We start from the raw sequence: 14448 nt of genomic DNA on the forward strand, positions 1-14448 counted from the left end.
GGCGAGCTGCGGGCCTCACGTGTGAACGCGCCACGGCGCGCCGATGTTCCGAGACACCGCTCGCGGCATTCTCGCCGATGCGCGCCACGGTCGCGAATCCGCCGCGCCCGCGGGGCGTCCGCAGGGGAGGCCCGGCCGGCTCCGGCGCGGGGGAGCCGCCGTCAGCCGGTGAACTCCCAGTGCCACGGCTCCGGCCTGGAACCGCCCGGCTGAGCCCACGCCGGGTGGTAGAACCCGAACAGCGGCGCGTGCTGCTGCATCCAGATGTGCTGCGGGGTGCCGAAGCTCTCGACGCCGCCGCAGAGGTCGACCGCGAGACCCAGCCCGTGGTTGCTCGTGCCCGGGGTGGCCGCGAGCGTGGGCTTGCGGCGCTTGACGTCGACCTGGGCGGCGAGGCCGCGGTAGCTGTCGGTGACGCACAGCGGTGAGCCCGTGGAGGTCTGGTACGCCTTCGACATCGCGTCGAACGCGCCCGCCGCCGAGGGACGCATCATGTGGCCCGGCGAGGTCTTGAGGGCGCACAGGGCCGAACCCGGCCACTGCCCGTTGGGGTAGGTCGCGTTGTCCTCGGTGCACAGCGGGGTGGTCACCACCTCCTGCAGCGCGGCCATGTCGACCCCGGCGATCATGCCGCCGGAGACTCCGAGCTTGTCGAGGCGTGCGCGGCGCTCGGCGGCGACCTTCTGCAGGTCGAGGACGGCGGCCTGCTGCTTGGCGACGGCGCCGGCGGCGGCCTTCTGCGCCTTCTCGGCCTGGGCGGTCGCGGCCTCGCGGCGTGCGCGCAGTGCCGCCGCCTTGGCCGCAGCCTCACGTTGCTGCCGGGCGAGGGCCGCGAAGCGCTTCTCGTCGGCGGACCGGGCACCCGCGGCGAACCGGGCCTGCGCCGCGGCGTCGGCGTTCAGACCACCGGAACCCACGAGGTCGACGAGGGCGGCGACCTGGCCGAGCACGCCGGGTCCGTTGACGTAGGCGTCGTAGGCCATGCCGTCGACGTCGTCCCGGGCCGCCGCGACCTGAGCGGTGAGGGCCTTGAGGCGGGCGATCTCGTCGGCCTCGGCCTTCTTCGCGGCCTTCTCGGCGTCGCGGGCCTGGGTGACGGCGCTCATCGCCGTGTTCGATGCCGCCGCGAGAGCGGCGAGTTCCTTCCCGGCAGCAGCGAGTTCGGCATCGCTCTCGGCGAGCTGGGTCTGCAGCCGGGCGGCCTCGGCCACCTGGGCGCGTACCTGCTCGGGGGTGAGGGGTGTGCGCTCGTCGGCGCCGGAGGAGGGCTTGGGGGCCGGGGTGGCGGCGGCCGCGGGGCCGAAGGAGCGAGGGACGTCGGCGTTCCCCGAGCCACCCGAGCCACCGGAGGTGGCCACCGGCGCGGAGGCGGGGACGGGTTCGGGGACCGCCTGGCCGGGGGTGGCGAGCATCCCGATGGTGACGAGGGCGGCCGTCGTCGCGGCCGCCCACCTGAATCCCTGCATCCCCTGCCAACCCCTCGTCGCGGTCCCGCTGCCGTGTCGCCGTCGTGCTCGCCGTGTCGCTGCTTCGTCGCTGTCGTCCCGTCGCGCCGTAGGAGGCCGTCGAGGCCGCGTGCGGACGACGCGTGGGCGCGAACACCCCGCTACCACAACGGTAGCCGCGCCCCCAGCCTGAGACAAACGTGGCCGCGAGTTCGGACGTCCGACCCCGGCACGATGTCGTCGCTGGTCAGGGGGCTTGTCGGCTGATCCCTCCCGATGTCGGCGCGGCGCATGTCCGCGGCGCGCCGGGGGTAGGGGTGGCGGGGGAGAGGTTCCCGACGTACCGTGCGGTATCCGCACAACCCGGACCGACATCAAGGAGTGGCGCATGGGTATTGGAGACAAGATCGAGAACGCTGCCCAGGACCTCAGCGGCAAGGCGAAGGAGGCCACGGGCAAGGCGTCCGACGACAAGAGCCTCGAGGCCGAGGGCCGCGGCGACCAGGCCGGGGCCGACCTCAAGAAGGCCGGCGAGAAGGTCAAGGACGCTTTCAAGAAGTGACCCGACCCCGCGCCCGCCGGTGACGGCGTGAGGGGCGGGATGCATGACGACGGCGGGGGAGCGACATGCTCCCCCGCCGTCGTCGTCGACCCTCACTCGCCCGCGGGAGTGAGGGTCAACTCGACGTCCAGGCGGCGGGCCAGGTCGTGCAGCCCGTCGAACCACGCGTGCAGATCCGTCCCCCCGCCCACCTCGAGGTGCGCGTGGACGCGTAACTCCTGGCCGCCGCCGGGCATCTGGGTGCTCCTGCTGTCCAGGCACCGGACGTTCACCCGGGGGCGTGCGATCGCGGCGGTGAACTCCTCGACGATGCCGGGATGGTCCCTGCCGACGACGTCGAGGCGGATCGACCGCACCCCCTCACGGACGGGGGTTCGGGTCGCCGCGCGGACGTGGATCTGCAGCATCCCGTCGAGGGCCCGGAGATCCTCCGCGAGCGCCTCGCACCGGTCGGCCTCGGCGGTGACGACGAGCGTGCCGGCGAACACGCCGTGCCACGAGACCATGTGGCTCGACTCCCAGCTCCCCCCGTGATCGGAGATCACCTCGGCGAGCGCGTGGACCAGGCCAGGGCCGTCGTCGCCGGTGAAGGCCACTACGAGAACGTCCACGTCATCCACCATTTCTCCCTCGGGGCGGCACCGGGTGCCAGGGCAGGACGAGCCTACCGACGTGCACCCGCGGCGAGGGCGACTCCGGCGAGACTTCGAGGGCCTCTAGAGTCGTGGGCATGGCCGTCGAGATCCGCTTCTGTCGGCGCTGCGGGACCCCCACCGAGCAGCGCATCCCCGAGATGGAGGACAGGCCGCGCGCCTGTTGTCCGCACTGCGGCTACATCGACTACGTCAACCCCATCAACGTCGTCGGCACGATCCCGGTGTGGGACGAGGGCGGGCCGGAGGAGCGGATCCTCCTCTGCCGCCGCAACATCGAGCCCCGCAAGGGGTACTGGACGGTCCCCGCGGGGTTCCTCGAGCTGGGGGAGACCCTCGCCGAGGGTGCCGCCCGGGAGACGCTCGAGGAGGCGGGTGCGCGCGTCGAACTCCTCGGTCTGTTCAGCGCGATCGACGTCGTCCGCGTCGGCCAGGTGCACCTGCTCTTCCGCGCGCGGCTGCTCGACCTCGACCTCGAGCCCGGCCCGGAGACCATCGAGAACCGCCTCGTCACGATCGACGAGATCCCCTGGGACGAACTGGCGTTCCGCACCGTGCGCCGCGGGCTGGAGCTGTGGGTGCAGGACCGTCGGACCGGCACCTACGGCACGCACACCGAGGCCGTGGGGTGAGTCCCCACCACTCCGCCCGGATGAGCTGGGGAGAGGCGCTCGTGCTCGGCGCCGTGCAGGGGGTCACGGAGTTCCTCCCGGTCTCCTCCAGCGCCCACGTCTCCCTCGCCGGACGCCTCTTCGGCGGCAGGGACCCCGGCGCCGCGTTCACGGCGGTCACCCAGCTCGGCACCGAGGCCGCGGTGCTCTGGTGGTTCCGCGACGACATCACCCGCCTCGCCCGTGGCTCGACCCGAGCCCCGGGATCCTCGACCGAGGCCCGATCGGCGTGGTCGATCATCGCCGGCACGGTGCCGATCTGCCTCGCCGGGGCCGGTCTGCGACGGCTCATCACGGGACCGTTCCGCGACCTGCGTGTCACCGCGACGATGCTCGCCGGCTTCGGGCTCGTCATGCGGGCCGCGGACCGAAAGTCCGTGCAGGACAAGACGATCGAGGACGTCACGATCCGCGACGGGGTGTTGTTCGGGTGCGCCCAGGCGCTCTCGCTCGTCCCCGGGGTGTCCCGCTCGGGGGCGACGATCGCGGGCGGTCTGTTCCTCGGCTACGAGCGCTCCGAGGCCGCCCGATACAGCTTCCTTCTCGCCGTCCCGGCCGTGCTCATCTCCGGCGCCCAGCAGGCGTTCGACGTCGCCCGTGACCCGAACCCGCCGGAGTGGGGTCACCTCGCCGCGGCCACCGGTGTCGCCTTCGGCACCGGCTACGGCGTCATCGCGTGGTTCATGCGACACCTCGCGGAGGCCGACCTGCGCGGGTTCGTCCGCTATCGGTTCGCGCTCGCCGCCCTGCTCGCAGGACTCCTCCTCGTCGGGACCCTGCGTCCCGAGGATCAGGTCTGAGCGGTCTTCGGTCCACCCGTTCCCCTGGGGCCCACCGGCCTCCACAATGGTCGCGACGCCTCGGGCCGACCGGGTGCGCACCGACCGCTCGAGGGAGCCAGATGCACGCGCACCCCGCCGACCGCCACGACCTCGTCCGCGTCGAGGGCGCGCGGGAGAACAACCTCAAGGACGTCTCGCTGCAGATCCCCAAGCGCCGCCTCACGGTGTTCACCGGGGTGTCGGGCTCGGGCAAGAGTTCACTCGTGTTCGACACGATCGCGGCGGAGTCGCGACGGATGATCGACGAGACCTACCCGGCGTTCATCCAGGGGTTCATGCCCACCCTCGCGCGTCCCGACGTCGACGTCCTCACGGGACTCACCCCCTCGATCATCGTCGACCAGGAGCGGATGGGCGCGAACATCCGCTCGACCGTCGGCACGGCGACGGATGCCAATGCCATTCTCCGCGTGCTCTTCTCCCGACTCGGTGATCCGCACGTCGGCTCCCCGCAGGCCTACTCCTTCAACGTCCCCTCCCTCAGCGGCGCCGGCGCCGTGACGATCCAGACCGGCGCGAAGAAGGGCACGAAGGAGAGGCGCAGCTTCTCGATCACCGGCGGGATGTGCCCGAACTGCGAGGGGACCGGTCACGTCTCCGACATCGACCTCGCTGCCATCTACGACCCGGAGAAGTCCCTCTCGCAGGGCGCGATCCTCGTGCCGGGATACTCGATGGACGGGTGGTACGGGCGCATCTTCTCCGGGTTCGGGTTCGACATGGACGCCCCGGTCAAGTCGTTCACCGCCGCCCAGCTCGACGACCTGCTCCACAAGGAGCCCACGAAGATCACGGTCGAGGGCATCAACCTCACCTACCAGGGCATCCTCCCGCGCGTGCGCACCTCGATCCTCGCCAAGGACCGGGAGGCGATGCAGCCGCACATCCGGGCGTTCGTCGACCGGGCCGTCGTGTTCCTCGAGTGCCCGGAGTGCGGGGGGACGCGTCTCGCCCGCCACGCCCTGGAGTCGCGGATCGCCGGGGTGAACATCGCCGAGTGCTGCGCGATGCAGATCACCGACCTCGCCGCGTGGGTCCGCGACCTCGACGCCCCGAGCGTGGGTCCGCTCGTGCGCACCCTGTCCGACCTGCTCGACAGCTTCGTCGAGATCGGTCTCGGGTATCTCTCCCTCGACCGGCCCGCGGGGTCCCTGTCCGGTGGCGAGGCGCAACGGACGAAGATGATCCGCCACCTCGGGTCGGCGTTGACCGACGTCACGTACGTCTTCGACGAGCCCACCGTCGGCCTGCACCCGCACGACATCGACCGCATGAACGCCCTGCTCCTGCGGCTGCGTGACAAGGGCAACACCGTGCTCGTCGTCGAGCACAAACCGGAGACGATCGCGGTCGCCGACCACGTCGTCGACCTGGGTCCGGGGGCCGGTCCCGATGGGGGGACGGTGTGCTTCGAGGGGAGCGTCGAGGGGTTGCGGGCCTCGGGGACGCTCACGGGCCGTCACCTCGACGACCGCGCGCACCTCAAGGACGCCGTGCGCACGCCGACCGGCCATGTGCAGATCCGCGGCGCAACCGCCCACAACCTCCGCGACGTCGACGTCGACGTGCCGTTGGGTGCCCTCGTCGTCGTCACCGGCGTCGCCGGCTCGGGCAAGAGCTCGCTCATCCACGGGTCGCTGGGTCCGCGGGAGGACGTCGTCGAGATCGACCAGGGCGCCATCAAGGGCTCCCGGCGCAGCAACCCGGCGACGTACACCGGGCTGCTCGAGCCGATCCGCAAGGCGTTCGCCAAGGCCAACGGGGTCAAACCCGCACTGTTCAGCGCGAACTCGGCCGGCGCGTGCCCGACGTGCAAGGGCGCGGGCGTGATCTACACCGAGCTCGGGTTCGCCGAGACGGTCTCGAGCCCGTGCGAGGTGTGCGACGGCCTCGGCTTCCAGCCGGAGGTCCTCGAGTACCGGTTCGGCGGGAGGAACATCGCCGAGGTCCTCGCGCTGCCGGTGAGCGAGGCGCGCGAGTTCTTCGCGAGCGAGGCGGCACGGGTCCCCGCGGCGCGGACGATCCTCGACCGGCTCGCCGACGTGGGCCTCGGGTACATCACCATCGGCCAGCCGCTCACGACCCTGTCGGGCGGGGAGCGGCAGCGGCTCAAGCTCGCGACGCACATGGGGGAGCGGGGCGGGATCCTCGTCCTCGACGAGCCGACGAGCGGCCTCCACCTCACCGACGTCGAGAACCTCCTCGCGCTGCTCGACCGCCTCGTCGATGCGGGCCGCTCGGTCGTCGTCATCGAGCATCACCAGGCGGTGATGGCTCACGCCGACTGGATCATCGACCTCGGCCCCGGCGCCGGCCACGACGGCGGTCGCGTCGTCTTCGAGGGCACCCCCGCCGACCTCGTCGCGGCGCGTTCCACGCTCACCGGCGAGCACCTCGCGCTCTACGTCAACGCGTGAGGACCGGGACCCTGTCGAGGTGGGCGAGGAGGGCCTCGAGGACCCGCGTCGGGGACTCCAGGTGCACGGAGTGCCCCACGCCGGGCAGGACGACCTCCTCGTACCGTCCCCCGGCGCGGACGTACCGGTCGAGCACCGCCCGGGTCTGACTCACCATCGGATGGGAGGCCGTGGCGGCGAACGGGATCCACGGGGCGAGGAACGCCCCGCTCACCACGGCCGTGTCGAGGAGGGAGAGGTCGGAGGCGACGATGTCGAGATCGCCGCGCATCCACAGGATCGGGGGCCGGGCGGGGGAGTCGACGAGGTCGTCCCACCGGCAGTACAGGGGCGACATCGCGTTGAGGATGCCGCGCCGGCCCGGCGCGAAGTAGGGCCACCGCCACGTGAACCGCATGTCCCCGGGGTAGTGGTCGGGACTCACGTGGGTCGTGCACATCGCGGTGACCCAGAGGTCCTCGTCGGGCCAGGGGAGCAGCCGAGGCGCGGTGTACATGGCCCGGATGACCCCGCGTGGGGAGAACAGCTCCGGGACGAGCCGCGTCCCCCATCCGTTGTGGCTCTTCGCGGCGAGGAGCCAGGCGAACCGCCACACCGTGCCCCCGGACCCGGTGCCGGCGGCCTCGGGGGTCGTGAGGCGCCCCTGCGGGCCGCTCGTGCCACCGAATCCGAACGGCGAGATCGGGGCGAGGAGGGTGAGGGTGCGGGCCCGGCCGGGGGCGTCGGCGGCCGCCCGGGCGACGACACCGGCGCCCATCGACCAGCCGAGCAGGTCCGCGGCGGGCACGTCGAGGGCGTCGAGGAGCGCGAGGAGGTCGTCGCTGAGGTCCCGCAGCCCACGGGTCGCGTCGACGGGCGCGGGCTCGGTGCCACCGAACCCACGGAAGTCGAGGGCGATCGGCACGACCTGGGGTCTCGCCTCGGCGAGGGCGAGGAGCAACCGCTGGAAGATCAGCGAGGACGACAGGCTGCCGTGGGCGAGGACGACGACCCGTTCCGCCTCTCCCGCGAGGAGGGCGTCGGCGCAACGAGTCGGGACGAGCACCCGCTGGCGTAGTCGCGCGGTCGACACGTCGAGGGCGCTCACGCCGTCCAGCAGGTGGTCCGCCGCCACGATCGCCGAGGTCATGCTCGATCGTAGGCCGCTCCCGGTGCAGAACTCACCCGGTGGCGCGCAGATGCGCGACGAGTGCGCTCCGCACCTGCACGTCGGCCTCGAGGTGCGGGGAGTGGCCGACCCCGGGCAGGCACAGCTCGCGGTAGCTGCCTCCAGCCGCCCGGTAGGCCTCGAGGACGGCCCGCGTCTGGGCGATCATCGGCTGCGGCGGCAGGACGTCGGCCCCCGGGTATCCGGGCAGGACACCGGCCGCGCCGAGGACCGCGAGGTCGAGGCCGGAGGCGTCGGAGACGATGCGGTCGGCGTCGCCGTACACCCACAGGATGTCCGGGCCGGGCGCCCCGGCCAGATCGTCCCACCGACAGAACAGCGGCGACATCGAGTTGAGGATGCCCCGACGGCCCGGGGCGAACCCCGGCCAGTTCTCCGAGGGCGTCGCGTCGCCCGGGTAGTGATCGGGGCCGACGCTCGTCGTGCACATCGAGGCGACCCACATGTCCTCATCCGGCCACGGTTCCTCCCGCGGCGCGACGTACACCGCGCGCAGCGTCGCCCGAGGTGCGGAGGCCTCCGGAGCCTCGGGGGTGCCGTCACCCTCGACGCTGCCCGCGGCGAGCAACGCGGCGAACCGCGGGTTCGCCCCGCCGCCCCCGGTGCCGGCCGCGTCGGGCGTCGCGAGGGTGCCCTGCGCGTCGGTCGTCGCCCCGAACCCGTAGGGGGAGATCGGCGCCTGGAGGGTGAGACTCCGCACCCGCCCGGGAGCGTCGACGGCGAGACGGGCCACGACGCCCCCGCCCATCGACCACCCGAACGCGTCGACGGCGTCGAGGCCGAGGGCGTCGAGGAGGGAGAGCAGGTCGTCGACGTGGTCGCCGAGGCCGCGCGAGGCGTCGATCGGCGCGGGTTCGGTCTCGCCGTAGCCGCGCAGGTCGGGGGCCAGGGTGACGAGGTCGGGCATCTCGTCGGCGAGGGCGAGCATGAGGCGCTGGTAGAAGAGTGAGGACGACACGTTGCCGTGGACGAGGAGCAGCACCCTCGCCCCGGGCTCGAGGGTGGCGCCCTCGCGGGCGAGGACGCGCATCCGCAGCCGCGCGGTGTCGACGTCGGAGGCGGTGATCCCGGGCAGCAGGTGGTCGGCGGCGACCGTCGTCATCGTCATGACCGGAAGCCTAGGAGCCGCGAGGCGGAGCGCGGCGGTTCCGGACCGGGCCTCTAGGCTGGGTCGGCCCCCGAGAGACGAGGGGACGCGAAACTCGAGGGCACGCGAGAGTCGAGGCGCCGGTGAACTCCCCCATGGGTCGGCTGTGGACGACCATCCGACCGATCCGCGCGCGCCTGTTCCTCGGGCTGCTCTCCGCGCTCACGGCCTCGATCGTCGCGCTGCTCATCCCGCAGGTGCTGCAGCGGCTCGTCGACCGGCTCGAGGCGGACCCGACGAGGACCGCCGTCCTCACCGCGGGCGCCGCCGTGCTCGCCCTCGGCCTCGTCGAGGCCTCGCTCATCTGGCTGCGGCGCACGTTCGCCGTCGCGCCGGCCACGACGGCCGAGAAGCAGATGCGGGTCCGCTTCTACGACAAGGTGCAGCGGATGCCCGTCGCGTTCCACGACGCCTGGGGCTCGGGCCAGTTGCTGTCGCGATCGATGAGCGACATCAACCAGATCCGCCGGTGGGTCGCGTTCGGGATGATCATGGTCGTCACGAGCTCGGTGACGATCCTCGTCGGCGTCGCCCTCCTCGTCCGGGCCAGCCCGCTGCTCGCCGGGGTGTTCCTCCTCGGCGCCGCGCCGGTCACGGCGATCTCGTACAGGTTCAGCCGCCGCTACCACGCGCTCTCGCGCCTGTCCCAGGACCAGAGTGGGGACCTCGCCACGACGATCGAGCAGTCCGTCCAGGGCATCCGCGTCCTCAAGGCGTTCGGCCGGGGCCCCACGGCCCTCGACGTCTTCACCGGTCAGGCCGACGAGCTCCGCCGGACCGAGGTGCGCAAGGCCACGGCGATGGCCTCCTTCACCGCCGCGATCTTCGCCCTGCCCGAGCTCGCGCTCGGTGTCGCGCTCTACCTCGGTCTCCACGGAGTCGCCGCCGGGACGATGGACGTCGGCCGGCTCGCCGCCTACTTCGCGACCGCGACCCTCGTCATCGGCCCGACGCGGATGCTCGGACAGCTCCTCGGTCAGGCGGTCAACACGACGACCGCCCTCGAACGCCACTACGAGGTGATGGACGAACCCGACACCATCACCTCGCCCGACCACCCGGTCCCTGTCGACGGCGAATCCGCCTGCGGTGACGTTCGATTCGAGAACGTCCGCTTCCGCTATCCCGACGCGCCCACCCGCGGCGGGGACCTGCTCGACGGAGTCGACCTGCACGTGCGCCCCGGGGAGACGATGGCCCTCGTCGGCCTCACCGGCAGCGGCAAGTCGACCCTGCTCCAGCTCGTGCCACGGCTCTACGACGTCACCGGCGGCCGCATCACCGTCGACGGCGTGGACGTCCGCGAGATGGGTCTCACCGACCTGCGACGCCTCACCGCCGTCGCCTTCGAGGACGCGACGCTGTTCTCCGACTCGGTGCGGGCCAACGTCCTCCTCGGCGCCGACCCCGGCCTCGACCCGGAGGAGTCCGACGACCTCCTGCACCTTGCGCTGCGGACCGCCGACGCCGGCTTCACCCTCGATCTGCCCGACGGGGTCGAGACCCGCATCGGCGAGCAGGGGCTCAGCCTCTCCGGGGGTCAGCGCCAGCGCCTCGCCCTCGCACGCGCGATCGCCGCCCGCCCCCGGGTGCTGCTCCTCGACGACCCGCTCTCCGCGCTCGACACCCGCACCGAGGAGACCGTCACCGCCCGCCTGCGTGAGGTCCTCTCCGGCACGACGACCCTCGTCGTCGCCCACCGCACCTCGACCGTCGCGCTCGCCGACCGCGTGGCCCTTCTCGACGGTGGCCGGATCGTCGCCGTCGGCACCCACGCCGACCTCATGGCGACCTCCGCGCGCTACCGATACGTCCTCACCGACCAGCAGCGCGAGGCCGCCCACAACCGCGACATCACCGAGCTCACCGACACGACGACGACCACGGCGACCACGGCGACCCCGCGAGGACGCCTGTCGGTCCTCGAGCAGCCTGGAGGGACGACGACATCGGCGCCCACGGCGGAGACGGGCGCCGTGACCACCTCCGTCGCGACGGCGGACCCCCCACCCACGGGGGAGGACGACCGCACCCTGACGGCCGACGAGAACCGGGCCGCGCGGCGCAGATCGTCGCGGTTGCTGGGGGAGTTGCTCCGCCCGGTGCGGGGCCGGATCGGCGTCCTCGGCGTCATGGTCGTTCTCGCCCAGCTCGCCGTCGTCGCGGGACCGGCGATCATCGCCTGGGGCATCGACCACGCGCTGCCCGCCCTCCTCGCCGGGGATCCCGTGCCGACCGTGCTCGCAGCCGTGGCGCTCCTGCTCGCCGCCGTGGTCGGAGGGGCGCTCACGTTCGGGTACGTGCGGCAGTCGACCGTCATCGGCCAGGACGTGCTGCTGTCCCTGCGACGTCGGGTGTTCCGGCAGACTCAGCGTCAGGACCTGGAGTTCCACGAGCGCTACACCTCGGGGCGGATCGTGTCACGGCAGACCTCCGACATGGAGGCGCTGCGGGAGCTCCTCGACTCGGGGATCGACGTGATGGTCGGCTCGTCGCTGTCGATGCTCTTCACGATCGCGTTGATCCTCGCGATGGACCCGGTGACCGGCGCCGTCATGCTGCTCATGCTCGTGCCCGGCGTCGCGCTCACGGTGTGGTTCCAGCGGCGGTCGCGGGAGGCCTACCGGGGGATCCGGACGCACTCGGCGCGGCTCATCGTCCAGTTCGTCGAGGCGATGACGGGCATCCGGGCGGTCAAGGCGTTCCGCAAGGAGGACGCCGACCTCGCCCGCTACGACACCCTGGCGCAGAACTACCGTGACGCCTCCCTCGCCTCGATCATGATCTTCGGGATCTACCAGCCGGCGTTGCGCATCCTCGCGAACGCGACGATCGCCGTCGTGCTCGTCGTCGGCGGGTTCCGGGTGCTGTCCGGCGATCTGCAGGTGGGCGTGCTCGTCGCCCTCGTCATCTACGCTCGGCGCTTCTTCCAGCCGATCGACGAGATCGCGAACTTCTACAACTCGTTCCAGTCGGCCGTCGCGGCGCTCGAGAAGATCGCCGCGTTGCTCGCCGAGGTGCCCGCCGTCCGCGACCCGGAGGACCCGACGCCCCTGCCGCGGGCGCGCGGCGAGATCGACCTCGTCGACGCGGCGTTCAGGTACACCCCGCGCGGGCCACTGGTCCTCCACCCGCTCGACCTGCACATCCCCGCCGGTCAGACCGTCGCGCTCGTCGGTCGGACGGGGGCGGGCAAGTCGACGATCGCCAAGCTCGTCGCGCGCTTCTACGACGTGACCCGGGGGAGCGTGCGCCTCGACGGGATCGACGTCCGGAACCTCACCGCCGAGGACCTCACCCGCAGCGTCGTCATGGTCACCCAGGAGGCGTACCTCTTCTCGGGATCGGTGGCGCAGAACATCGCGGTCGGCCGTCCGGGGGCCTCGCGCGCCGACATCGAGGCCGCCGCGGACGCCATCGGTGCGGGCGCGTTCATCCGGCGGCTGCCCGACGGGTTCGACACCGACGTCAACACCCGGGGAGGACGGGTCTCCGCCGGTCAGCGCCAGCTCATCTCGTTCGCGCGGGCCTTCCTCGCCGACCCGGCGGTGCTCATCCTGGACGAGGCGACGAGCTCCCTCGACATCCCCTCCGAACGAGCCGTGCAGGAGGGGCTCACCCAACTCCTCGGTGCCCGGACGGCGCTCATCATCGCGCACCGCCTCTCGACCGTGATGATCGCCGACCGGGTGCTCGTCGTCGACGACGGACGCGTCGTCGAGGACGGCTCGCCCGCCGATCTCATCGCGGCCGGCGGGCGATTCGCTGCGCTCTACCACGCCTGGCAGGCCGCGTGACGGCCCGGACCGGGGGAGGGGTGGCCTCGACGACGACGGTCCCGCAGCTCGGACAGACCACCGCGGTCGTGGCCGGTGAGGTCGGTCCGTCCGCGGTGGCGGGACGCCACAGCTCCCACAACTCGCCCGCGGAGCTCTCCCGCGCGCGGACGACGGGGGAGCGCGCCACCGCCACGAGTGACAACCCGATGAGGACCGCGACCGCGTGTCCACGAGCGGTGAAGCCCGTGCCCTCGATCGCGCCATAGCCGACGACCGCCGCGAGGACGACGCCGAGCCCGACGCGGCTCACGCCCCGCAACCGGTAGATCGACAGGGCGGCGAGAGCGGCGAATCCGTAGCTCGCACCGGTGTCCTGGACGCGCATGAGCGACTCCGGAGCGCCGCGGTAGGTGATGTGCACCCACACGTCGACGGCGGCGATGAGCGTGGCACCCACGTGGCCGACGACGAACACCGCGATCGCCCTGGCCGAGCCGAGCCACCGTTCCGCGGGAGCCAACAGCATGGCAAACAACGCGATCCACCAGGCGAGTTCGCTGTTGGTGACGAAGAAGGCGCTGCGGACGAGCACCCGCAGCGGGTTGGTCGCGAGCTCCCTGAGGTTCGTCGACTGGTTCTCGATGAACAGGCGCCGCGGCAGGTCCGGCATGCCGAGCAGCACCCACGTCGTCACCCCCAGCAGCGCCAGGTAGATGAACGTCGCGGGGGCACTCGTGACGTACCAGACGATGACGTCGTCGTGGCGTGTCCACCATCGGCGGACCGGCCGCGTGAGGGCCCAGTCGTCGGCCCAGGACAGCCCGACGAGGACGACGAGAACGACCACCAGCGGTGGTACGAGTTCTCTGACCATGCCGGTGATGCTAGACCCGCGCCGAGGCCGGCCTCCGAGGGTCAGGCGTCGAGGAAGGCGCGCAGGACCGCGGTGAACTCCCTGGGTTTCTCGGAGTGGACCCAGTGGCCGCTGCCCTTGATGACGACCTTCCGCACGTGGGGGAACGAGCCCCGCATGACGTGGGTGGCCTCGGGGGTGACGTAACCCGATTCCGACCCGGCGACCCACAGTGTTCGGCCCTCGAACTCCCGCCCGAGGAAGGGGATCTCGCCGATGACGGCGTCGATGTCGCGGCGCAGCATCGCGAGGTTCGGTTGCCAGGCGAAGTGGTCGCCCTCGTGGCGGAGGTTCTGAAGGAGGAACCCGCGCAGTCCCGACTGGGGGACCTCCGCCGCCATCTGCGCGTCGACGTCGCGGCGGGTGTGGGCGGAGTCGAGGTCGAGGGAGAGCATCACGTCCATGAGGTGGACGAACTCCGTCGTGGCCTCGGAGCTCGTGGGCGCGATGTCGACCACGACGAGGTGATCCACGAGGTCGGGCGCCATGAGAGCGGCGGTCATGCAGATCTTGCCGCCCATGGAGTGCCCGACGAGGTGCACCGGGCCGTCGGCGGCGACGCCGGCGCGCAGGTGGTCGACGAGCATCGAGGCCGCGGTCTCGTAGTCGAAATCATCGGTCCACGGGGAGGATCCGTGGTTCGGCATGTCCAGCAGGACGCAGCGGTAGTCCGGCTGCAGGGCCCCGGCGATCGCGCCGAAGTTGCGGCCGCGGCCGAAGAGGCCGTGGCAGAACACGACCGTGGGCCCGGAGTCACCGACGATCGACTCGGCGAGCAGGGGAGTTCCGGTAGTCACGAGCCGAGGGTAACGAGCCTCGTCGCGGCGCCGGGAACGGGTCCACACCAGGGC

11 protein-coding genes and 1 pseudogene are annotated in these 14448 nt (G+C 72.2%); 6 read left to right on the forward strand and 6 right to left on the reverse strand.

Annotation, left to right across the window (positions count from 1 at the left end; genetic code table 11):
• Window positions 1-161: 161 nt before the first annotated feature.
• Window positions 162-1466, reverse strand: a complete 1305-nt coding sequence (locus tag RT054_RS03475) for a M15 family metallopeptidase (RefSeq protein WP_313022171.1) — start codon at window positions 1464-1466, stop codon at window positions 162-164.
• A gap of 367 nt (window positions 1467-1833) precedes the next feature.
• Between RT054_RS03475 and RT054_RS03480 the strand changes: the two genes are divergently transcribed.
• Window positions 1834-2007: a CsbD family protein gene (locus RT054_RS03480; protein ID WP_312719461.1), complete on the forward strand. Its 174-nt coding sequence runs from the start codon at window positions 1834-1836 to the stop codon at window positions 2005-2007.
• Window positions 2008-2099: 92 nt separating this feature from the next.
• On the opposite strand, the gene RT054_RS03485 is transcribed toward RT054_RS03480, so the two are convergent.
• Window positions 2100-2618: an ACT domain-containing protein gene (locus RT054_RS03485; protein ID WP_313022172.1), complete on the reverse strand. Its 519-nt coding sequence runs from the start codon at window positions 2616-2618 to the stop codon at window positions 2100-2102.
• Window positions 2619-2737: 119 nt separating this feature from the next.
• Between RT054_RS03485 and RT054_RS03490 the strand changes: the two genes are divergently transcribed.
• From RT054_RS03490 to RT054_RS03500, 3 genes are all read left to right on the forward strand, one after another.
• Window positions 2738-3292 carry an NUDIX hydrolase gene (locus tag RT054_RS03490; RefSeq protein WP_313022173.1) on the forward strand — a complete coding sequence of 185 codons (555 nt, stop codon included), beginning with the start codon at window positions 2738-2740 and terminating at the stop codon, window positions 3290-3292.
• A gap of 20 nt (window positions 3293-3312) precedes the next feature.
• Window positions 3313-4131, forward strand: a complete 819-nt coding sequence (locus RT054_RS03495) for an undecaprenyl-diphosphate phosphatase (protein ID WP_396837200.1) — start codon at window positions 3313-3315, stop codon at window positions 4129-4131.
• Window positions 4132-4232: 101 nt separating this feature from the next.
• Complete coding sequence (locus tag RT054_RS03500; protein ID WP_313022175.1) at window positions 4233-6590, forward strand: excinuclease ABC subunit UvrA; 2358 nt, start codon at window positions 4233-4235, stop codon at window positions 6588-6590.
• Here RT054_RS03500 and RT054_RS03505 read toward each other — a convergent pair.
• Window positions 6580-7719 (reverse strand): alpha/beta hydrolase, encoded by a 1140-nt coding sequence (locus RT054_RS03505; RefSeq protein ID WP_313022176.1) that lies wholly within the window; start codon window positions 7717-7719, stop codon window positions 6580-6582. The two genes, RT054_RS03500 and RT054_RS03505, sit on opposite strands and share 11 nt — an antisense overlap.
• 31 nt (window positions 7720-7750) lie before the next feature.
• On the reverse strand, window positions 7751-8866 hold the full coding sequence (locus RT054_RS03510; protein ID WP_313022177.1) for an alpha/beta hydrolase: 1116 nt from the start codon (window positions 8864-8866) through the stop codon (window positions 7751-7753).
• Between the two features lie 134 nt (window positions 8867-9000).
• Here RT054_RS03510 and RT054_RS03515 point away from each other — a divergent pair.
• Both RT054_RS03515 and RT054_RS03520 read left to right on the forward strand, forming a co-directional pair.
• A pseudogene (locus RT054_RS03515) lies at window positions 9001-10773 on the forward strand (ABC transporter ATP-binding protein); the annotation flags it as partial.
• Between the two features lie 165 nt (window positions 10774-10938).
• A complete protein-coding gene (locus RT054_RS03520; protein ID WP_313022298.1) occupies window positions 10939-12702 on the forward strand; it encodes an ABC transporter ATP-binding protein in 1764 nt (587 codons plus the stop codon).
• Here RT054_RS03520 and RT054_RS03525 read toward each other — a convergent pair.
• Window positions 12647-13558 (reverse strand): rhomboid-like protein, encoded by a 912-nt coding sequence (locus RT054_RS03525; protein WP_313022178.1) that lies wholly within the window; start codon window positions 13556-13558, stop codon window positions 12647-12649. The genes RT054_RS03520 and RT054_RS03525 overlap by 56 nt on opposite strands.
• Window positions 13559-13599: 41 nt before the next feature.
• Complete coding sequence (locus RT054_RS03530; protein WP_312721196.1) at window positions 13600-14394, reverse strand: alpha/beta fold hydrolase; 795 nt, start codon at window positions 14392-14394, stop codon at window positions 13600-13602.
• Window positions 14395-14448: the final 54 nt, after the last annotated feature.

The sequence above is a fragment of the Mobilicoccus sp. genome (assembly GCF_032060985.1).
GTDB lineage: Bacteria > Actinomycetota > Actinomycetes > Actinomycetales > Dermatophilaceae > Mobilicoccus.

Coding starts and splice junctions, on each gene's coding strand:
- RT054_RS03475 (WP_313022171.1), bottom strand. CDS start 1,466: ATGCAGGGATTCAGGTGGGCGGCCGCGACGACGGCCGCCCTCGTCACC.
- RT054_RS03480 (WP_312719461.1), top strand. CDS start 1,834: ATGGGTATTGGAGACAAGATCGAGAACGCTGCCCAGGACCTCAGCGGC.
- RT054_RS03490 (WP_313022173.1), top strand. CDS start 2,738: ATGGCCGTCGAGATCCGCTTCTGTCGGCGCTGCGGGACCCCCACCGAG.
- RT054_RS03495 (WP_396837200.1), top strand. CDS start 3,313: ATGAGCTGGGGAGAGGCGCTCGTGCTCGGCGCCGTGCAGGGGGTCACG.
- RT054_RS03500 (WP_313022175.1), top strand. CDS start 4,233: ATGCACGCGCACCCCGCCGACCGCCACGACCTCGTCCGCGTCGAGGGC.
- RT054_RS03505 (WP_313022176.1), bottom strand. CDS start 7,719: ATGACCTCGGCGATCGTGGCGGCGGACCACCTGCTGGACGGCGTGAGC.
- RT054_RS03510 (WP_313022177.1), bottom strand. CDS start 8,866: ATGACGATGACGACGGTCGCCGCCGACCACCTGCTGCCCGGGATCACC.
- RT054_RS03525 (WP_313022178.1), bottom strand. CDS start 13,558: ATGGTCAGAGAACTCGTACCACCGCTGGTGGTCGTTCTCGTCGTCCTC.